Source organism: Gracilimonas sp. B-17 (assembly GCF_056857935.1).
On record NZ_JBSXOA010000012.1, the window covers coordinates 900,814 to 920,809 of the forward strand.

General features: G+C 42.6%; 18 protein-coding genes and 1 tRNA gene. 6 read left to right on the forward strand and 13 right to left on the reverse strand.

All coding sequences use genetic code 11. The annotated features are described in order from the left end of the window. The first annotated feature begins 165 nt into the window (after positions 1-165). Positions 166-2,862 (forward strand): LuxR C-terminal-related transcriptional regulator, encoded by a 2,697-nt coding sequence (locus tag AC13FX_RS12270; protein WP_482881016.1) that lies wholly within the window; start codon positions 166-168, stop codon positions 2,860-2,862. 20 nt (positions 2,863-2,882) lie between these two features. After that, the gene (locus tag AC13FX_RS12275) at positions 2,883-4,094 is read left to right on the forward strand and encodes a TlpA family protein disulfide reductase (RefSeq protein WP_482881017.1); all 1,212 of its coding nucleotides are present in this window, start codon (positions 2,883-2,885) and stop codon (positions 4,092-4,094) included. Between the two features lie 71 nt (positions 4,095-4,165). Here AC13FX_RS12275 and AC13FX_RS12280 read toward each other — a convergent pair whose 3' ends face one another. The 11 genes from AC13FX_RS12280 to thrS all read right to left on the reverse strand — a co-directional run bounded on the left by AC13FX_RS12280 (position 4,166) and on the right by thrS (position 13,918). After that, entirely contained in the window at positions 4,166-4,849 is a 684-nt protein-coding gene (locus tag AC13FX_RS12280; RefSeq protein ID WP_482881018.1) for a tetratricopeptide repeat protein, read from the reverse strand. Between the two features lie 71 nt (positions 4,850-4,920). Further along, on the reverse strand, positions 4,921-5,616 hold the full coding sequence (locus AC13FX_RS12285) for an ABC transporter ATP-binding protein (RefSeq protein WP_482881019.1): 696 nt from the start codon (positions 5,614-5,616) through the stop codon (positions 4,921-4,923). After that, complete coding sequence (locus AC13FX_RS12290) at positions 5,616-6,434, reverse strand: TIGR00282 family metallophosphoesterase (protein ID WP_482881020.1); 819 nt, start codon at positions 6,432-6,434, stop codon at positions 5,616-5,618. The genes AC13FX_RS12285 and AC13FX_RS12290 overlap by 1 nt, the downstream gene beginning before the upstream one ends. A 27-nt stretch (positions 6,435-6,461) precedes the next feature. Beyond that, positions 6,462-6,758 (reverse strand): cell division protein ZapA, encoded by a 297-nt coding sequence (locus tag AC13FX_RS12295; protein ID WP_482881021.1) that lies wholly within the window; start codon positions 6,756-6,758, stop codon positions 6,462-6,464. Further along, positions 6,755-7,009: a hypothetical protein gene (locus AC13FX_RS12300; protein WP_482881022.1), complete on the reverse strand. Its 255-nt coding sequence runs from the start codon at positions 7,007-7,009 to the stop codon at positions 6,755-6,757. The genes AC13FX_RS12295 and AC13FX_RS12300 overlap by 4 nt, the downstream gene beginning before the upstream one ends. 16 nt (positions 7,010-7,025) lie before the next feature. After that, entirely contained in the window at positions 7,026-9,434 is a 2,409-nt protein-coding gene (gene pheT / locus AC13FX_RS12305) for a phenylalanine--tRNA ligase subunit beta (protein WP_482881024.1), read from the reverse strand. A gap of 17 nt (positions 9,435-9,451) precedes the next feature. Continuing rightward, positions 9,452-10,459, reverse strand: coding sequence for a phenylalanine--tRNA ligase subunit alpha (pheS, locus tag AC13FX_RS12310; RefSeq protein ID WP_482881026.1), 1,008 nt, complete (start codon positions 10,457-10,459; stop codon positions 9,452-9,454). A gap of 311 nt (positions 10,460-10,770) precedes the next feature. After that, positions 10,771-11,118, reverse strand: a complete 348-nt coding sequence (gene rplT / locus AC13FX_RS12315) for a 50S ribosomal protein L20 (protein WP_482881028.1) — start codon at positions 11,116-11,118, stop codon at positions 10,771-10,773. Between the two features lie 19 nt (positions 11,119-11,137). Then, on the reverse strand, positions 11,138-11,338 hold the full coding sequence (rpmI, locus tag AC13FX_RS12320) for a 50S ribosomal protein L35 (protein ID WP_103663706.1): 201 nt from the start codon (positions 11,336-11,338) through the stop codon (positions 11,138-11,140). A 75-nt stretch (positions 11,339-11,413) separates the two neighbouring features. Then, positions 11,414-11,956, reverse strand: a complete 543-nt coding sequence (infC, locus tag AC13FX_RS12325; protein WP_482881674.1) for a translation initiation factor IF-3 — start codon at positions 11,954-11,956, stop codon at positions 11,414-11,416. An 18-nt stretch (positions 11,957-11,974) separates the two neighbouring features. Next, the gene (thrS, locus tag AC13FX_RS12330) at positions 11,975-13,918 is read right to left on the reverse strand and encodes a threonine--tRNA ligase (protein ID WP_482881029.1); all 1,944 of its coding nucleotides are present in this window, start codon (positions 13,916-13,918) and stop codon (positions 11,975-11,977) included. A gap of 167 nt (positions 13,919-14,085) precedes the next feature. Between thrS and AC13FX_RS12335 the strand changes: the two genes are divergently transcribed. Continuing rightward, complete coding sequence (locus AC13FX_RS12335; RefSeq protein ID WP_482881030.1) at positions 14,086-16,239, forward strand: PAS domain S-box protein; 2,154 nt, start codon at positions 14,086-14,088, stop codon at positions 16,237-16,239. A 23-nt stretch (positions 16,240-16,262) separates the two neighbouring features. Here the strand turns inward: AC13FX_RS12335 and AC13FX_RS12340 are convergent. Beyond that, a tRNA-Val gene (locus AC13FX_RS12340) sits at positions 16,263-16,336 on the reverse strand. Between the two features lie 249 nt (positions 16,337-16,585). Between AC13FX_RS12340 and nusB the strand changes: the two genes are divergently transcribed. Genes nusB through ychF form a run of 3 tightly spaced genes read left to right on the forward strand, consistent with a single transcriptional unit; the run spans position 16,586 to position 18,843 of the window. After that, entirely contained in the window at positions 16,586-17,053 is a 468-nt protein-coding gene (gene nusB / locus AC13FX_RS12345) for a transcription antitermination factor NusB (protein WP_482881031.1), read from the forward strand. A gap of 3 nt (positions 17,054-17,056) precedes the next feature. Beyond that, on the forward strand, positions 17,057-17,734 hold the full coding sequence (locus tag AC13FX_RS12350; protein WP_482881032.1) for a metallophosphoesterase family protein: 678 nt from the start codon (positions 17,057-17,059) through the stop codon (positions 17,732-17,734). 14 nt (positions 17,735-17,748) lie between these two features. Continuing rightward, complete coding sequence (ychF, locus tag AC13FX_RS12355; protein ID WP_482881033.1) at positions 17,749-18,843, forward strand: redox-regulated ATPase YchF; 1,095 nt, start codon at positions 17,749-17,751, stop codon at positions 18,841-18,843. A gap of 30 nt (positions 18,844-18,873) precedes the next feature. On the opposite strand, the gene add is transcribed toward ychF, so the two are convergent. After that, the gene (add, locus tag AC13FX_RS12360; protein WP_482881035.1) at positions 18,874-19,863 is read right to left on the reverse strand and encodes an adenosine deaminase; all 990 of its coding nucleotides are present in this window, start codon (positions 19,861-19,863) and stop codon (positions 18,874-18,876) included. Positions 19,864-19,996 lie beyond the last annotated feature (133 nt).

A 19,996-nucleotide genomic window follows, 5' to 3' on the forward strand; every position in this document is an offset into this window, starting at 1 on the left:
GATTCCATAGCTTACATTCAGAACCGACACTATTGCCCAATGAGCAGAACCAATTGGAATGCAGTGCTGAAAATAAACATTGCAGATATTTGTTAACTGAAAGCCAACAGAATTTGGATAATTAATAATACGGCTGATCTTAAAACCGGAAAACCTGATACGTTCTTGCACTTTATCCTGACCTACATATTCTTTGCTTTAACCTTTATTCAGAATCCTACTGTACAGGAACTGCCGGAAAAAGGAGTTCCATATTTAAAGAATTACTCACCAACAGATTATGAACACAATGGTAAAGTCTGGGATATTGGTACAGCAACAAATGGCTTGGTTTATATGGCATCCAATGGAGGGTTGTTAGAATATGATGGAAGGCATTGGAAAAGCTTTGAAGGGAGTAAAGGCATCACCCGCTCTGTTGAAGTCTCAAACGATTCATTGATCTATACCGGCTCTGATCTGGATTTTGGGGTTTGGAAAAGAAATAAGTATCAGGAATTCGAATATACATCTCTGTATCCATTCAGGGAAGACCTAAACCAGATCAGTGAGGAATTCTGGAATGTGCATTCCATTGGTAATAATGTGTTTTTTGTGTCAGCCAGCAATATCTATGTTTATAATGATGAAAACCTGACTAAAATACCGGCTCCCCATGAGATACAAAATAGCTTTGACCTGAATGGTACGCTTTATTTTGTGGATGAGATGAACGGGCTTTTTGTATTGCAAAACCTGTCTCCAAAAAAGGTTTCTGACCTTAATTTCGATCCTGTTCCTGAAATAGTTGGTTTATATGAAGATCAATCCGGTTTGATCCTTGTTTCTCAAAATTCCGGACTATATCGATATGCTCAGGGAGAAGTGAGACCTTTGAACACCGATCTGTCACGTACCCTCAGAGAAGCAAATGTATTCAGTTTTGAGCCAATTGGTGATTCTAGTCTGGCTTTTGGGACCATTTTGCAGGGGGTACTTATAAGTGATAGCGAAGGTAATATCACCCACCATGTAAATAAAAACAAAGGCCTTCAAAATAACACCGTACTCAGTATCCATTATAACTTCAGGGGAACGTTATGGATGGGCATGGACTATGGGATCTCTTACCTGGATCTCGATCATGAGTTCACTTTCTTTTATGATTACCATGGTGATTTTGGTACCGGTTATACCGCTGTTTTAAGAGACGATGTATTTTATCTGGGGACGAATCAAGGATTATATACCACAGCCTGGGAAGAACTGGACGATTCACATGAGGGTTTTAACAATTTTCGTTTGATCCAGGGATCTGAGGGACAGGTATGGAGCCTGAATATCATTGATGGCTCAATTTGGGTAGGCCATGACAGGGGTTTATTTACACTCGAGAATGGAAGACTAAACAGAATTGGAGATCAGCGTGGGATCTGGACCATAGAGCGTTATAAAGATTATATGCTGGTTGGCACCTACAATGGTATTTCGATATATCAAAGGTCGGAAGGGCAATGGGTGTTCTGGAAAAAAATGAGCCTAATTGTCGGATCCTGCAATCAGATCATAGTAGAGGGGGAGAATACAATATGGGTCAATATACCTACGTATGGAATAATTAAGGCAACTCTGGGGGATGAACTGGAACCGGAGGAACGGAGTATTTACCTTACGGACGAGTTTCAGGGAAATGACCATATGCTTGTTAATAATAATGAAGGTGTTCAGGTCATTACAGGGAATAATAAATATGTATTTAACTCTGCAACTAATTCATTTAATGAACCAATTGAATACAATTTCGGTCACGGTTTGGAAAACCTGATGAGGGATAATGCCCACCCTCAATCCCTCACATCAGATTACGAATTTTACCCGATCTACAATGGGTTTGCCCTAAGACATCACAACCTGAGCAAAGAAAGTGTTCCGGAGGAATTTCAGTTAGTTTTCAGGGGTTTAGAGGCATTTAATCGTAATGAAAGCATTAGATCTCATTTTGGAGCAGAGATCCCGTATAAATTAAATAATGTGAGAGTGAATGCACTGGTACCTAATGTACAGAACATCAGTTACCGGTATAGGATGGATGGGGCAGGCCCATGGATAGACATGAATGGTGAAAGCCATATCAACCTGGTAGGATTGGCTCATGGCGATCACAGAATTACAGTAAGAGCCCTAATAAATGATACGATAGTTGCTGAAAACTCAGCGGGTTTTAAGATCGCTGCGCCATGGTTCTTATCATGGTATGCCTACGTGATATATTTGTTACTGACTGTAATATTGATCTGGATAGTGTATTACTGGCAGGACTTGAGCCTGAGAAAACAGAAAAAATATTTACTGACCGATAAGAGAACATCCCTTCAAAAGCAGGAAGAGAAATATCGTCAGCGGCTCAAAACAGCTGAAAAAGCCCGGCTAAAGGCTCAAATTGAACAAGTCAAGGAACAACTTAAAACCAAGACCATTGAACTGGCAACCAAAGCCAAAGAAAATGATGAAAAGAATAAGGTCCTTTCCTCACTGAATCAGAAACTGGAAAGTATAGAAGAAAACCCTGAATCGCTGAAAAGACGGTTGAATGAGATGAAACGGATCATTGATTCCCATATCAATTCTGATGATAACACCTTCGAAATTCAGATCGACCAGCTTCACCAGAAATTTTATGAGACCTTAAGAAAAGAATTCTCTGACCTGACCAGGTATGACCTGAGACTTTGTGCTTACATTAAAATTGGATTCGATTCTAAAGAGATCGCAGATCTTTTAAATATAAAACCATCAAGCGTGTATATCAGTCGTTCTCGGCTAAGAAAGAAATTAAATATTGAGACGGATGAAGATCTGCATAGTTACCTGAATTCGATCTAAAAATTGAAAAATAATCATCAATGAAAACATTACTGCTAACTGTATCGCTGATCCTGTTTGCCGCTTCCCCTTTATTTTCTCAAACACCAAAATCAGGATCATGGAAAGGGATCATTGAATACAGCAATACTGAAGTTCCATTTAGTTTCGAGCTTGAATATCCGGATCAATCCCATGTTCCGATTTTAACCTTCATAAATGGTAAAGACCGTGCTTCATTAGAGGCAACAGTTGAAAATGATAGCCTTATCATTCCGATGTTTGCTTTCGATATCACACTCAAGATGGCTATGGGTGAAGAGCAAATGAATGGCACGCTTATCAAGCACTACAGTAATAGAAGTTATCCGTTCAAGGCAGAATATGGAAAACCGCGTTATGTGATAGTGGAAGAAGAAGATCCTATACAGGTTGGCCACCGTTGGGATATGATCGTTAATGCCGGCCGAAGGGGAGAGTATCCTGCTGTTGGACTATTTGAACAGACTGGAAACAGAGTGACTGGCACCCTAATGACTGAGGTGAGTGATTATCGCTTTTTTGAAGGTAAAGTAGAGAACAATGAAATAGTGATGTCAGTTTTTGATGGAGTGCATTCGTTTGTACTGCAGGGCAGCTATGATCGATCAAAAAACAGTTGGAGTGGGGAGCTCATACTGGATGATGGATATTCCAGGCCATGGGTTGCAACCCGGGATGATAACGCCGAATTACAGGATCCGTTTGAAGTTATAGACCTGAGTGATCGGAAGATCAAACCGGATCTGGATAAGCTTGCTGCTTTAACTGAGCAAAGAGTTAGTTCTGAGCAGTATGAGGGGAAAGTGCTGATCGTACAGCTTATGGGAACATGGTGCTCCAACAGTCAGGACCAAACCCGTTATTTGACCCAATGGATCAAAGAACACCCTGAACATCAAGTTGAAATTCTGGCAGTTAATTATGAAGCCAATTATTCAGTGCAGTATGGATTGGATAGAATTGAGACCTATAAAAAGCGATTGAATATTCCATATGATATAATTCTCGGAGGACCGCTTTCCAAGTCTAAGGCAGCCGAAGCGTTTAGTTTTATAGATGAGATCATGGCATTTCCTACGTTGGTCTTCATTGACAAACAGGGACATGCCCGATATGTACACAGTTATTTCACGGGGCCGGCAACCGGGGAATTCTATGAAGATTTTGATCGCCGGTTCAATACCATTGTAGATGAGCTTTCGGCAGAGTAATTCAGGAATCTCTTGAAACAAAAAAAGGCCTCATTTCGAGGCCTTTTTTAAAATCATTTATGGTCTAAGGGTCAGTTAGCTGCGATCATGCCTTTAAGTTTTTGCGATTCAGCAAACTGATTGCTCTGCGGATATTCTTCAATGATCTTTGTCACGAGTTCATTGGCCTTTTCAGTGTTTCCGGCTCGATAATAGGCCTGAGCCGCTTCAAACAGACTAGAAGGAGTGGTAACCTCATTCTCATTCCAGTTGGCTGCCTCAACGAATTTCTGCCCGGCCGCTTCATAGCTTTCGTTGGCCATCAGCAGGCGCGCATGGAAGGTAAGTGGTCCAACTCCCATAATGCCATCAGGTACATCAAAAGATCCCATGTAATTCAGGGCATTTTCAACATCACCCAACTCAAAGCTGGATACAGCAGCGTAGTATACTGCAATATTACCGGCATTGGTTCTTGGAAATTCGTCTGCAATTTGATCAAAGCCATAGGTCAATTCAAACTCATTGCCATAAAGCGCATTTTCGTAATCACCTTGTGAGTAGTAATCTTCTGCAATGGCCAGTAATTCCTGAGCCTGATTTTCCTGAGAGGTTGAGTAATAATTATAGCCAACAATACCACCGATCAATACAATGAGGGCAATGGCAGTGCTGAGAACCGTAACTCTGTTCTCAAAATAAAAGTTGGCCGCACGATTGTAATTCTCAATTAGCGGATCGGATTCTAATTCTTCTTTTGAAAGCCTTTTCGACATGATTTTTAAATTAACTTACTTTGATTTATTAAGAGTGTAAAAATAGGACAGTTTGAGCTTTTACCAAAACATTAAAATGGCTCAAGTACGCCTTTTTTAAGCTGTAGGATACGGTCTGAACGTCCTGCAATTTCTTTCTCATGGGTTATGAGCAGAACAGATACGCCCATGGCATCTCTGAGTTCAAAAAGCTGATCCAGAATGATGTCTGTATTTTCGGAATCGAGGTTACCTGTGGGCTCATCCGCCAGGATCACCTTCGGATTATTCATCAGGGCTCTGGCCATGGAAACACGTTGCTGTTCACCTCCTGATAATTGGGTCGGCCTGTGATCAGCGCGGGCTTTGATGCCAAACAGATCCAGAAGTTCCTGCGCACGTTTGTAGGCTTCTGAAGAGGATGTGCCGGCGATCAATGCAGGCATGGCAATGTTTTCAAGTGCCGAAAATTCAGGAAGGAGATGATGAAACTGGAAAACAAACCCGATGTATCGGTTTCGAAATTCAGCCAGCTCGTCTGATTTAAGTTCAGTTATATTCTTGCCATTCCAGAATACATCACCGGAATCCGGTGTATCAAGGCCACCTAAAATATGAAGCAGGGTACTTTTACCACTGCCACTTGAACCAATGATGGATGTAATACTTCCTTCCTCAACATCAATGTCCATGCCCTGAAGCACGTGAAGAGCTTCTTTATCCGGCCCACCGGGAAAACTTTTGTGAAGGTTTCGAGCCTTTAAAACGATCTTCTTGGATTCTTCCATCAGTCCTGAATAGAATTATTTAGCCCGGGATAGGTCACGGGTTCAATATGTACACACTTTCCGGTTTCAACATCTACTTTGGCTAACACACCGGAGAGCTGATTATCCCCTTTGGCTTGTTTATACTTTTGATGGACACCGGTCATGAATCGTTTGATCGCTACTTTCTTATCCATGCCAAGGCACGAGTTGTAGGAGCCGGTCATCCCTGCATCTGTGATATAGCCAAGTCCCTGTGGCAGTATCCGGGCATCATTGGTTTGTATATGCGTATGGGTCCCGGCAAGAACTGAGGCTTTTCCATCGATGTGCCAACCCATTGAAACTTTTTCGGCAGTAGCTTCAGCGTGGAAATCAACGAATATGATATGAGTTTCCTCCCTTATCTTTTCAAGTGCCCATTCAGCCGTGGAAAAGGGATCGTCAATGGCTTTCATGAAAGTGCGCCCCTGAATGTTGAGCACGCCTACCTTAATGGATTCGTTACTTTTTAGCGGAAAGATGCTGAAACCCAGACCGGGATTACCCTTGGGGTAATTGAGAGGGCGGAGGATATGATCATGCTCTCTCATATAATCAAATACTTTCCATTTATCGAAAGAGTGATCTCCTCCGGTAACAACATCAACTCCCAACTCCAGGAGGTTCTTAATGATCTTTCGGTTGGTTCCAAAACCCTCATGGGAGTTCTCGGCATTGGCTATCACAAAATCGGCGTTATACTTGGTGATCAGGCTGGGTAAAAAAGTATTGGTCATCTCAAGACCTGCGTCTCCAACAATATCACCTACAAAAAAAATGCTGATGGTATCAGCCAAAATAGTCTCCTGAAAATTAGTCCGTAATTAAGTTTCTTTTATCTCTTTGAGTAAACGCTCGAGGCTGTGGTTGACACGCTCCATCAGAACTTCTTCGCTGTCTTCCAGATCGCTGTTGGTACTTCTCATTTCAAAGAGTTCTTCTGCGATGCTGAGAGCCGCAAGGGTCATCACGGTAGATTCCGGCTGTTTGACCAATTGCTCACGGTAAGTCTTGAATCTTTCATCCACAAAGCGGCAAATACGCAGCATTGCTTCTTCCTCATGATCCTCCACTTTAAGTGGGTATTGCTTACCCATAATGGTCACTTTGATTGATTTCATGAGTCAGCTCCCAGATGATGATCGATCTTGGATATCAGGCCTTTTACATGCTGTCTTAAGGCAAGGCGTTCACTTTCCGTTATGGCCGAGAAGATATCGGTTTGTTTTTCGTGTTCTTCCTCAAGCTTTGCCTTAAGTCTTGCATTATCACGTTTAAGCTCGCGAATCTCAGTCTTAAGGTCATTCACCTCCGAGCCGACTTCGTCTAAAAGCCGCCTGAACTTATCGGTTTGTTGTGCAAGTTTATTCATTTAAGTATCGTTAGAACTAACCTCTCAATACAGCTGAAAATTCTTTTTCGAGGGATTTAACTATTCTCTGAATAATAGGTTCTACTTCTTTGATATTCAAGGTCTTGTTACGATCAAGGAAATGTAGTCTGAAGGCCAGGCTTTTGTTCCCTTTTCCGATCGATTCCCCTTCAAAAACATCAAAGATGCTTATGTCTTCAAGCTGATCACCGGCTTTCTTTTTGATCACGCTCATCATCTCGCCGGCGGTAACTTGTTGGGACACAATCACTGCAAAATCAAACTCAAACGACGGAAATTTCGGAACCGGTTTGAATTTATTTTCGGTAACGGCAGCCAATACTTCAGCAATAGCAGTTACTGATAACTCGGCAACAAAAGTTTCCTGTTCAAAGTCATAGGCTTTCTTGAGCTTATCAGAAGGTAAAAACAGGCTTCCGACTTTTTGGTCTTTCCAGAAATATTCCAGCGTATCGCTATCCAAAGCCTTTGAACTGATATGTTCAGACAATCCCATTTTCACAAAGAAAGCATTTACCAAAGATTTGAGGTCAAAGACCGAATATGGTTGTGCTTCCTCAGACCATGAATCCACATTCCTGAGTCCTGCCAATCCAAACAACAGATGAACTTCTTCCTTGATGCCTTCATAGTATGTTCCTTCTTTGTCGGCATTAAAAACATGTCCCAGTTCAAAAAACCGAACCCCGTATGCTTTACGATTGAAGTTATAAGAGGCAGACTTCATGAAACCATGAAGAAGGGAAGGGCGAAGTGTACTGTTGTCCTTATTCAGGGGATTGAGAGCATTGATCATTTGCTCATTATCACCATACAGGGCAGCATCTTTTTCAGCGATAAGCGAGTTGGAATAGATCTCACGTAAACCCAGCTGCTGTGCGGTTTCTCTAACCTTCTGATTCAGTTTTTCCCAGTCGTTGATGGCTTCTGATGAGACAAATATTCCGTGTTCAGGAGAGGGGATCTTATTATAGTCAAATAAGCGGCCCACTTCCTCGATCAGATCCACTTCGCGCTCCAGGTCAGGTCGGAAGGTCGGGATCTCATACGTAATAGTATCCTCATCCTTTGAGATCACTTTAAGTTCCAGGCCATCTAATATTTCAACAATGCTTTCAGTATCGAAATCAGTTCCTAATAGGCGGTTGGTATAACTTTTTCTGAGAGTCAGTTGATGTGTATCCGTTTTGGTAGGATATATATCGATTGTTTCTTCTGAGATATTTCCTCCGGCTACTTCAGCTATGAGTTGTGCCGCTCTTTCGGCAGCAATAGACTGCAGATTGGGATCAATACCTCGTTCAAAACGGTAAGATGCATCGGTTTGCAATGCCTGCTCCTTTGCTGTTTTACGGATCGAACCAGGTTCGAAATAAGCACTCTCGATAAGGATATCGGTTGTGTTATCGCTAACCTCAGAATCTACACCACCCATGACACCTGCAATAGCTACCGGACCTTCTCCGTCACAAATGAATAATGTGCCGGGAGAACACTTTCGTTTCACATGATCCAGGGTCTCAAAATCGATCTCTTTATCAAAATCTTTTACGATGATCTCTTTGCCTCCAATGGTTGCATAATCAAAAGCATGCAATGGTTGTCCCATTTCATACATCACGTAATTGGTTAAATCCACAACGTTATTTACCGGGCGAACACCAATGGCTTTCAACTTATTTCTGAGCCAGCTTGGTGACTCTTTGATCACGACACCATTGACCATTTTTCCCACATAACGATGACACTTCTCGGAGTTTTCAATGGAAATCTTGATGTCGTCCGAATTTACGGCTGTTTTGCCTGCTGGTACCTCTGGTTTTTTCAATTCCAGGTCCAATGCGGCTGCCAGGTCACGAGCTACTCCAAGGTGACAGGTTGCATCCGGCCGGTTAGGGGTGATGGCAATATCAATGATAGTATCCTCATACAGATCAAAGATCTCAGAGATCGGTTTTCCGATATCCAAACCATCATCGAGTACCATGATACCTGAGTGGTCGGTACCAAGTCCCAATTCGTCTTCGGCACAGATCATTCCTTCTGAAACCTCGCCCCGGAGCTTGGCTTTTTTGATAGTGAGGCTGGAACCGTCATCCAGCTTGATCGGGAGGGTGGAGCCAACAGTGGCAACGGGCACTTTCTGTCCGGCCGCTACATTTTTTGCACCACATACGATCTGAGTTTTGGAATCACCCAGATTCACGTCACAGATCTGAAGCCGGTCGGCATTCGGGTGTGCCCGGACATTCAAAACCTCACCCACGATCACTCCTTCAAGGGAGCTTCCAAAAGCTTCGATCTCCTCAACTTCGAGACCAATGAGTGTTAATTTTTCAGCCGTTTCCTCCGGCGTTAGCGGAAGGTCAATAAATTCTTTAAGCCAGTTGTAAGATACTTTCATTAAAGTAGAGGAGGTATTTAGTTAAACTGTTCTAAAAAGCGAATATCATTGTCATAAAAGGTTCGGATGTCATCAATTCCGTGGCGTAAGATGGCGATACGCTCCACGCCCATGCCCCAGGCAAAACCCGTGTATTTTTCGGGATCAACGCCGGCATGTTTGAAAACGTTGGGATCTACCATACCGGAACCAAGTATCTCCAGCCATTTGCCGTCTTTCTCAGAGCCCCACCAAACATCCATTTCCAAACTGGGTTCGGTAAAAGGAAAAAATCCCGGTCTCAGCCGGTATTTCACATCAGATCCAAACATCAGCTTGGCAAAAGTGATCAGCGTTTCTTTGAGGTCAGCAACGCTTACATTCTCATCAATATATAAAGCCTCAACCTGATGGAACAGGAAATAAGATTTTGGTGAAACCGCCTCATTTCGGTAAACACGTCCAGGCATGATGGCCCGGATAGGCGGCTCTGTGTTTTCCATCAATCGGATCTGAACAGGAGAGGTATGGGTTCTGAGAACGAGGTCCTGCATATTAGGATCATCACTCTTTCGTATGAAAAAAGTATCCTGCTCATCTCTTGCAGGGTGATTGGGAGGGAAATTTAGAGCTGTAAAATTATGGAAATCATCCTCTATCTCAGGACCGTCAGCAATGGTAAAACCAAGACGGTAAAAAATAGACTTCATTTCTTCCAGAGTCTGGGTAAGAGGGTGCAAAGATCCAATGGGATAGGATGGAGGAGTTAGGGTGATATCATCCCTGGCGCTGAGGTCTTTACTTTGGTCTTGTTCCAGTGCAAGTTTAGCATCTTCAAACTTGCCTTCTGCCAGGTTTTTCACCTGATTCATAGCTTTACCAACTTCAGCCCGGTCTTCTTTTGGAACCTTTCCCATATTCTTGAACATGGATTGAACCCGTCCGTTTCTGGATAGAAACTCCAGGCGGTACGCTTCAAGCTGATCTTCATCAGCAATTTCAAATTGCCGAATATCTTGTTCTAATACTTTTATGTCATCAAGCATATGATGCTTTTTCTATGTGATTTAATCATGATTTAATTCCCACAAATAAATGGGAGGACCAATATACAATTCGCTACGACGCTGAGCGTGCGTAGCGAGGAGGTAAATCTGTTACTAATAGGTTTTTTGATGTAAGTCCAGGTCTGGTTCTGACGCTCTGCGTCGGAACCAGGGCTAATGATCTGATAATGTAGCGGCAATTCATGAATTGCCGCTACATTATCAGGATAGCTAAATAATAGTTCCCAAAAATAAAAAAACCGGTAAACCTTATGAAAAAGATCTACCGGTTTATATCATAAATTATGCAATTAAGCAGTGGCTTCCTTTACAATAGTAGCAAACGTGTCAGCATCGTGTACGGCTAGATCAGCAAGAACCTTACGGTTGATCTGCATATCCTTCTGCTTCATCGCGTGGATGAGCTTGGAATAGGTAGTACCGTTTAGTCGTGCAGCCGCATTGATGCGGGTAATCCATAATCGACGGAAATTACGTTTACGATTCTTTCTATCGCGATATTGATACAGAAGACCTTTCTCTACTGCATTCTTCGCAATGGTGTAAACGTTTTTACGCTTGCCCCAGTAACCTTTCGCTTGATTTAAAATCTTTTTGCGACGGCGACGGGAAGCCACAAGGTTTAATGAACGTGGCATTTTGTCGTTAGTTTAAAGATTAAAATTTATAAGGGATCTGCTTTTTAATAGACTTCTCATCGGCTTTGTCAACCAATGTAGCCTTTCCAAGCTGTCTCTTAGTTTTACTACTTTTCTTAGTCAAAATGTGACGCTTAAAAGCTTTCTTACGCTTAATTTTACCGGAACCGGTAACTTTAAACCGCTTTTTAGCTCCACTGTTACTTTTCATTTTTGGCATGGAAATCCACCAACTTTTGTGAAAATTTAAAGACTTATAAAATAGGGAGATTTATAGCCCTTCGCAATGAAGGAATTAACTTTTCGACGGGGTTAGCATCATGATCATTCTGCGGCCTTCCATGTTGGGTTTTGATTCGATCTTACCAACGTCAGATAGGTCTTTAGCAAGCTGCAGAAGCAATAATTCGCCTTTTTCAGTGTATAGCATATCACGCCCACGGAACTGAACTGTGGCTTTTACTTTGTCACCGCCTTCCAGGAATTCGCGTGCGTGGCGTGTTTTAAATTCCAGATCATGATCATCCGTATTTGGACGGAAGCGAAGCTCTTTAACCGAAACAGTATGCTGCTTCTTCTTGGCTTCTTTTTCTTTTTTCTTTTTTTCGTACATGTATTTACCAAAGTCGATAACCTTGCAAACCGGAGGTTTGGCTTTAGGTGCGACTTCTACCAGATCCAGGTTAAAGGATTCGGCAATTTTTATGGCACGATCAACAGTTGTGATCTCATGTTCTTCGTCCGGTTTGATGACTCTAACCTGGGACGCATTTATTTCGTCGTTAATTCGGGGACGATCCTCATTTTGTGGTCGTCTCTGAAAGTTTCTTCTTGCGATAGTAACCTCGTTGTTTTGTTAGTCTTTAGGTAAAGTTTTTGTGTTAATTTCTTCTTTAATGTCTGAAAGAAAATCAGAAAAATTGAAAGTTCCAATATCTCCGTGCTTATGACGGCGTACCGAAACTGTATTATCTTCAACTTCTTTCGCACCAACTATTAACATATATGGTGTCTTGCTCGTTTCAGCATCACGGATCTTTCCTCCGATCTGCTCACTGCGTTCATCTACCGAAACTCTGACACCAATATTCAGTAGCGCAGTTTCAAGTTCTTTGGCGTATGAGATCTGATCATCCGAAATAGGAAGGATCCTGACCTGCTCTGGTGATAGCCACAGCGGAAAATCACCGGCAAAATGTTCGATCAATATACTAGTGAATCGCTCCATGGATCCAAAAGGCGCCCGGTGAATAATAACCGGACGGTGTTTCTCATTATCAGAACCCACATAAGTGAGGTCAAAGCGTTCCGGCATCACATAATCTACCTGTACAGTACCAAGTTGCCATTTTCTTCCTATAGCATCACGGATAATGAAATCGATCTTAGGTCCATAAAAGCTGGCTTCTCCGGGAGCGATCTTGTAATCCAATCCCATTTCATCTGCTGCTTCACGGATCTCAGTTTGGGCGCGATCCCAATACTCCGTATTACCGCCATATTTTTTATCGTTGTCATCACGATACGAAAGCCGGATATCCACAGGCATGCCAAAGGTATTGAATACCAGCTGTGTCAATTCTATGGTGTTCTTGATCTCTTGTTTCAGTTGATCGTGTGTACAGTAGATATGAGCATCATCCTGCGTAAATCCGCGCACGCGTGACAATCCACTCAACTCTCCTGATTGTTCATAACGGTAAACGGAGCCAAACTCAGCAAGCCTGAGTGGCAGGTCCCGGTAACTTCTCATCTCATTGGAATAGATCCTGTGGTGATGAGGGCAGTTCATTGGCTTTAGCATGTATTCCTCATCATCAACCTCCATGGGGTTGAACTGGGAATCCTTGTAATAAGGATAATGCCCTGAGGTTTTATACAATTCGATGTTTGCGATGTGAGGAGTGATAACCTCCTTATATCCACGTTTCTTCTGCTCATCTCTCAGAAAAGCTTCAAGCGTTCTTCGTAAGATGGTTCCGTTAGGTAACCACATCGGCAGGCCACTGCCCACCATGTTATCGATCATGTAGATACCCAACTCTTTTCCGAGCTTTCGGTGGTCACGTTTTTTTGCTTCCTCAATTCGGTTGAGGTGCTCACCCAGCATTTTTTGTTTTGGGAAGCTGATCCCATAGATACGGGTCAGTTGCTTGCTGTCAGAATCACCGCGCCAATAGGCTCCGGCCAGACTGGTGAGCTTCACTGCTTTCACATCACCTGTGGAGGGGATATGAGGGCCACGGCAAAGATCCGTGAAATCACCCTGCTCATAAAAAGTGATAGTTCCGTCCTCAAGATCTTCGATCAGATCGACTTTATATTCATTACCTCTTTCCCTGTAGAAGGAGAGAGCCTCTTCCTTACTGACTTCTCTGCGCTCGAATTCAGATTTCTTTCGAGCCATTTCAATGAATTTCTTCTCGATCTTGGGTAGGTCTTCCTGTGTGACCTGCTTATCCCCAAAATCAATATCATAATAAAATCCACTTTCTATGGGCGGTCCAATACCAAACTTGGCCTCAGGGTATAATTCCTGAATGGCTTCAGCCAGAAGGTGAGCCGATGAGTGCCAAAACGTATATTTACCATCCTCACTATCCCAGGTGTTGATCGTGATGTTCGCATCTTCGGTGATAGGTCGGTCAAGGTCTATGATCTCTCCGTTCACCGTAACACTGAGTGCAGCACGGGCCAGTCCGGCTGCAATAGATTGTGCGACTTCCAAGCCGGTGACACCTGATGAATATTCTCGTTCGCTTCCGTCCGGTAAAGTTAAAGTAATTTTTTGGTCAGCCATTCAATATTTAATTCTCAAAATTCTTAATGTCCGTAAGATAAAAAAAATGGAATGCACACACAGCCTTATTCCTTAGATATTTTCTAATGAAATGTAATTGGAATTGCTAGACTATTAATGTGATATTCGATCGGCACATAACTAAGATACTGTAGCACAGAAACTTCATGATTTTTAACTCCGAAGTAAGTTTCTTTGACGCTCAGCCTATGTTCGTATGCGAACAGGCTACGTTGAAGATCTTGGATGTAAACAAAGCAGCAACGGACCTTTTAGGTTATTCCCGAAAATATATGGTCGGAAAAAAGATCCTGAAGCTTGGTTCAAAAGTGGAACCTTCTGCCCTGAACCTGAGTGCCGGTGCTCAAAAAAAGCTGAATTCAAATGACATTTGGGAGTTTGGCTGTGAGGACGGAGGGCTAAAATACTTTCAGCTGTCTGCCCATATGATCAAATATCAGGGAAACCCATCTAAACTGGTAATTGCGCATAATGTCACCGATCTCATCTCTAAAAAGTTTGTAAGGGGAGAGTTGCTTTCGAGTCAGATCAGCTTTAATAATTTTCCGCTGGCTGAGATAGAATGGGATGCGAACATGAATGTCAGCCGGTGGTCAAAAAAAGCCGAGGAATTATTTGGTTACACTTCTCAGGAAGCGGTTTCAGAAAAGGGATTGATCAGTGAGTTCATTCACGAGAACGATCTGGAGTATGTGATCCATCAGGTAGAAAGAACGATCGATGAAGGAGGGAAGGAATTCACGGTGATTTGCAGAAATGTGACCAAAAATGGAAAGGTCATATATTGTGAATGGTATAATTCCCTGCTATATGACAGTCATAATGATCTGGTCTCTGTGTACTCTTTGACCCATGATGTCACAGACCGTGAAGAGGCACTCCTGGAAACCAAAAGGAGTATGATGAGTTATCAGGACCTCTTTAACTCCATTAGTGATGCCATTTATCTGCTGAATAATGAAGGGCATATCATTGAAGTAAATGAAGGACTGGAGCAAACCTTTGGGTATAAGCGGAGCGAAATTGTTGGTAAGCACAACAAGCTACTTGCCGCTCCCGGTAAATATGATGAAGAACGTATAAACGAGATCATTGAAAAAGCAGAAGAAGGACGAACTTATAAATATGAAGGCTGGGGACGCAAAAAGAATGGCGAGATCTTTCCAACCGAGTTCCTGGTGAATTCAGGTAACTATTTTGGGGAAGATGTACTCATCATCATTGAACGGGATATCAGTGAACGTAAAGCCTCTGAAGAAGCACTTAAGCAGCGGGAAGGGTTATTGAGTAAGTTATTCAATTCTACACCGATCGGTATAACTTTGTTGAATGCCCACCGTGAAGTTGAGATGGTGAATGATGGTTTTGAACAGATGTTCGGATACAGGGAAAGTGAATTAAAGGGCCTGGAGCTTGATAAGCTGATCGTCCCTGAAAGTGAGCATGATGAGGCTGTTAAATTAAGCGAAAGTGAAAAGGTCAAACAGGTGACCCAAAAACGTATCCGTAAAGACGGCACCGTCATTGACGTGATCATATATGTGGTGCCGGTAGTGGTGGAGAGAAACATTGTTGGTATCTATGGTTTATATGTGGATATAACGGACCGGATCGAGGCAGAGAGTAAGATCTATGAATCTCTGCGTGAAAAGGAAATGCTGCTGGCCGAGATCCATCATAGGGTAAAGAATAACCTGGCTGTTATTACCGGGTTACTCGAATTACAGACCTACTCGGCTGAGAGTGAGTCGGCTAAGCGGATCCTTCGGGAAAGTCAGATGCGAGTGAATTCCATCGCGCTGGTACATGAAAAATTATATAAGAGTGAGGATTTCTCTGAAGTAGATCTGGCCCAGTATTTTGAAGAACTGAGTAATGTGATATACCGGACGCTCAAACTAAAGGATAAAGAAATTAAGATCAGCCTGGATGTAGAAGATGTAAAGCTGCCAATTATTCAGGCCATTCCATGTGGCTTGATACTAAACGAGCTGTTGACCAATAGCATGAAGCATGCTTTTGAGGGAATTCCGGAGGGGCAGATCTTAATTAAACTGAGACAAGACCAAAAAAATATCTTATTTGAGATGTGTGATAACGGGGTGGGAATGCCGGAGGAAATGAAAGCTGATATCAACAGTTCCATGGGGATGACGCTGATCAAAACCCTGGCAAAGCAGCTGGGAGCCTCTTACGATCTTAATACTGATAATGGCACCTGCTTCCGGTTCAGTTTTGAAAAGAAAGAGAATGAGAAATTCGACGGCCCGGATAAAGAAAGGCTGTCGAGGGTGGTGTAGATGAGTAGGGATATATTGTAAAGTGCGTCCTACTGGATTCGAACCAGTGACCTCTGCAATGTCAATGCAACGCTCTAACCAACTGAGCTAAGGACGCATTTTATTAGAAGAAAGAGCCCCAAATATAGGCACCTTTTCGGGAGGATTACAACGAAAGTTTTTGAGTTTTATCAGTGGAGCCAGATTCGGTCCATCGGTGAATCGTTATTCAATGCATATGAATTGCGAACGACCGATAGACCGAATCACCGAACTACTTCTTTATAGTGATAAAATTTCCCATCACAGTACACAATTGTTTAAACAATCCCGTATCTTTGGCGCTCATTAAGATTAGTTATTTGGCATGATAAAACGCAGACAAGTTAGAGAAACTGTTCTCAAAGCAATTTACGCTTACCAGCTGAGCAAGGATAACACTCAGCATATTGTGGACACGCTTATCAAAAAGGAAGATTTTAACAAAGATAAAGAGCTGCGGAGATTTGCTGAAAAACTCTTCTTCAGAACGCTGGAGCATGAAGAAGAACTCGATGAGGTCATTATCGAACATATCAAAAACTGGGATATCAAAAGGCTCGCCCTCATCGACCGACTTATACTGAAGATGGCGATCTGCGAGTTATTATATTTTGAGGAGATCCCAACCAAGGTTAGTATCAATGAAGCCATTGAGATCTCAAAACGATACTCAACAGCCAAGTCGGGTCGTTTTATAAATGGAATTTTAGATGCGGCTTTGACCGACCTTAATGAATCAGGACGTATTAATAAAAAAGGACGAGGACTGATTCAAAAAACGTTGGGATCATAAATAATGCAGAAAGACAAAAAGATCATTGCCATTGGGGATATTCACGGTTGTGCCAAAACCACTGAGGTAATGCTTGAAACACTTGAATCCGAGTTTGGTAATCATGTATTCTATGTGTTTTTGGGAGACTACACCGATCGTGGCTCCAATTCAAAAAAAGTGGTAGATCACTTACTCGAATTCAACCAATATCACGATTGCGTTTTCCTGAGGGGTAATCACGATCAAATGTTACTGGATGCCTATGAAAAGGGGGAATGGGATCTCTGGTTGAGTAATGGAGGTGAAACTACCCTTAAGGACTATAATTCAACCCCCGGTGATTTCGATCTGCCTAAGGCACACTACGATTTTTTCAACGAGACTCAGTTATACTGGGAAACGGAAGATTACTTCTTTGTTCATGCCGGTATTTCACCCGATATGACCATACAGGAAAATCTGGACAGTGAATATGAGAGGGAGCAATTCATCTGGCAAAGAAATCATATTTATACGAATAACAATGAGTGGGAAAAAACGGTCGTGTTTGGACACACACCGGTTGAAGAACCATTGATCAAAAATAATATGATCGGTATAGATACCGGATGTGTGTATGACCGACCGGGTTTTGGTGTGCTTACAGCGATCTTACTTCCCGACAAAAAGATATTTCAACAGAAAAGTTTAGACGTTTAAAACAGAATTAGAAGATGAGTTTAAGATGTGGAATCGTTGGTTTGCCCAACGTTGGTAAATCAACTTTATTTAATGCCCTGAGTAATGCAGGAGCGGAATCTGCTAACTTTCCATTTTGTACCATTGATCCCAATGTGGGAATGGTGCCTGTACCTGATGAGCGACTTCATAAGCTGGCTGAACTGGCTGAATCGAAGAACGTACTGCCTGCCAGCATCGAGTTCGTGGATATTGCCGGACTGGTAAAGGGAGCCTCTGAAGGAAAGGGAAAGGGTAATGCGTTTCTGTCACATATCCGTGAAGTAGACCTTATCCTGCATGTGGTACGGTGTTTTGATGATGATGATATCATTCATGTGGAAGGCAGCGTGGACCCTGAGAGAGATATCACTATCATTGAAGAAGAGCTGATCCTGAAAGACCTTGAAAGTGTAGAAAAGAGAGTTGAAAAGCTCAAAAAGGAAGCCAAAAGCGGGGACAGAAAGATCGTTGCACAACTGGATGTGGTACAGCGACTGGCTGATCATTTAGGTGAGGGAAACTCAGCACGTACCTTTGAGGTATCAAAAGAAGAAAGAGAAGCCTATAAAGATCTTTTTCTACTTTCAGCCAAACAGGTACTATATGCCTGTAATGTTGGGGAGTCAGACCTGGAATCGGGTAATGAGTATGTAGATACCGTCAAAAAGATCGCCTCAAAACATGATGATGAAGTGGTGATGTTCTGTGCCAAGATCGAAGCAGAGATCGCTGAACTGGATGAAGACGAAAAGGAGATGTTCCTTGAAGAACTTGGGGTTGAAAGTGCCGGACTTGACCGGTTGATCAAAGGGGCATTCAGGGAGCTTGGCTTGATCACCTATTTTACAGCAGGACCAAAGGAGGCTCGTGCCTGGACCATCAAAGAGGGGACCAAAGCCCCTCAGGCCGCCGGAGTGATCCATACTGATTTCGAGAAAGGATTCATTCGTGCAGAAACCATTGCCTTTTCTGACTATAAGGAACTCGGTTCAGAAAAAGCGGCCCGTGATGCCGGAAAAATGCGGCAGGAAGGAAAAGATTACGTCGTAAAAGACGGGGATGTGCTGTTATTCCGTTTTAACGTTTAAAATACCAGTAGGGGCGTATCGCAATACGCCCTACGTATTTTTAAACCCTTCTATTAATCTTTTGCGTAATTTGTCTTTAGTAGCATCATCACAAAACGCCGCATTAATGGCGTAATGGTTGACCTTCAGGAAATGCTCATTTTGCCAGTCAAAGTGCCGGTTAAGTTTCTCGTATTCTTCGGAGAGGTTTACATTAGAAATGGCCCGTCCGTCAGTATTCACGCTAAGTGAATTTCCATTCTCGTAGATCTCATTTATGCGGTGTTGAGCCACATTTTCATAGATCCCGGTTTGGACATTACTGGTGGGGCATACTTCCAGGTGAATATTCATTTCTTTCAGATCATTCAATAATTTTCGGTCTTCGATACTTCTGACCCCGTGTCCAATGCGAGCGGGGTGAAAATACTCCAGCGTTTCCTTTACACTTTCTGGTCCGCGTGCTTCTCCGGCATGTGCAGTACATGGAATGTCATGTTCCTTAGCATATTCAAAGGCTTTGATGTGATCATCGATAGGAAGCGTTTCATCAGCTGCAATATCAAACCCAACTACATTGGTATTCTTGAATTCCTCAGCCAGTTTAATGGTCTGCATGCTTTGTTCTTCAGAAAAATGACGCAGTGTGCAGAGAATGATCCGGCCTTCCACCCCGGTTTTTTCTATACCTTTGGATGTTGCTTTATCTACGATGTCAACTACTTCCCGGGCCGTTAATCCCTGTTCGAGGTGTTGAAGGGGGGCAAAACGGATCTCGGCATAGATCACATGATCAGCTTTCAATTGCTTAAAGAGGTCGAGTGTGACAGCTTCAATCTGTTCCTTGGTCTGCATTATGGCAATGGGAGCAGCGGCGCACTTGAGGTATTCTTCCAGACTGGCACAATTTTTAGGAGCTATGAAATCCCGTTCGTAGTCTTCTCTTGTGGTTCCCGGACGAAGTTTTTGTACAACATCAAAGCTCAAGGAGCAATCAAGATGGAGGTGCAATTCAATTTTCGGGAGTTCTTGGATGTTCATATAAATTTATTTCCAAACTCCGTAGGGGTAATTCATGAAATACCCCTACGGAGTTTGATCAAGTTCGAATCTTCATTCGTATTTCGGGTCAAAAAAAATTAGTTTCCATCAGAAAATTAAGGCTCTAAACTTA

Excerpts from the sequence above, each read along its gene's own strand:
- AC13FX_RS12275 (WP_482881017.1), top strand. The coding sequence starts at position 2,883 with ATGAAAACATTACTGCTAACTGTATCGCTGATCCTGTTTGCCGCTTCC.
- AC13FX_RS12280 (WP_482881018.1), bottom strand. The coding sequence starts at position 4,849 with ATGTCGAAAAGGCTTTCAAAAGAAGAATTAGAATCCGATCCGCTAATT.
- AC13FX_RS12285 (WP_482881019.1), bottom strand. The coding sequence starts at position 5,616 with ATGGAAGAATCCAAGAAGATCGTTTTAAAGGCTCGAAACCTTCACAAA.
- AC13FX_RS12295 (WP_482881021.1), bottom strand. The coding sequence starts at position 6,758 with ATGAAATCAATCAAAGTGACCATTATGGGTAAGCAATACCCACTTAAA.
- AC13FX_RS12300 (WP_482881022.1), bottom strand. The coding sequence starts at position 7,009 with ATGAATAAACTTGCACAACAAACCGATAAGTTCAGGCGGCTTTTAGAC.
- pheT (WP_482881024.1), bottom strand. The coding sequence starts at position 9,434 with ATGAAAGTATCTTACAACTGGCTTAAAGAATTTATTGACCTTCCGCTA.
- pheS (WP_482881026.1), bottom strand. The coding sequence starts at position 10,459 with ATGCTTGATGACATAAAAGTATTAGAACAAGATATTCGGCAATTTGAA.
- rplT (WP_482881028.1), bottom strand. The coding sequence starts at position 11,118 with ATGCCACGTTCATTAAACCTTGTGGCTTCCCGTCGCCGTCGCAAAAAG.
- rpmI (WP_103663706.1), bottom strand. The coding sequence starts at position 11,338 with ATGCCAAAAATGAAAAGTAACAGTGGAGCTAAAAAGCGGTTTAAAGTT.
- thrS (WP_482881029.1), bottom strand. The coding sequence starts at position 13,918 with ATGGCTGACCAAAAAATTACTTTAACTTTACCGGACGGAAGCGAACGA.
- AC13FX_RS12335 (WP_482881030.1), top strand. The coding sequence starts at position 14,086 with ATGATTTTTAACTCCGAAGTAAGTTTCTTTGACGCTCAGCCTATGTTC.
- nusB (WP_482881031.1), top strand. The coding sequence starts at position 16,586 with ATGATAAAACGCAGACAAGTTAGAGAAACTGTTCTCAAAGCAATTTAC.
- AC13FX_RS12350 (WP_482881032.1), top strand. The coding sequence starts at position 17,057 with ATGCAGAAAGACAAAAAGATCATTGCCATTGGGGATATTCACGGTTGT.
- ychF (WP_482881033.1), top strand. The coding sequence starts at position 17,749 with ATGAGTTTAAGATGTGGAATCGTTGGTTTGCCCAACGTTGGTAAATCA.
- add (WP_482881035.1), bottom strand. The coding sequence starts at position 19,863 with ATGAACATCCAAGAACTCCCGAAAATTGAATTGCACCTCCATCTTGAT.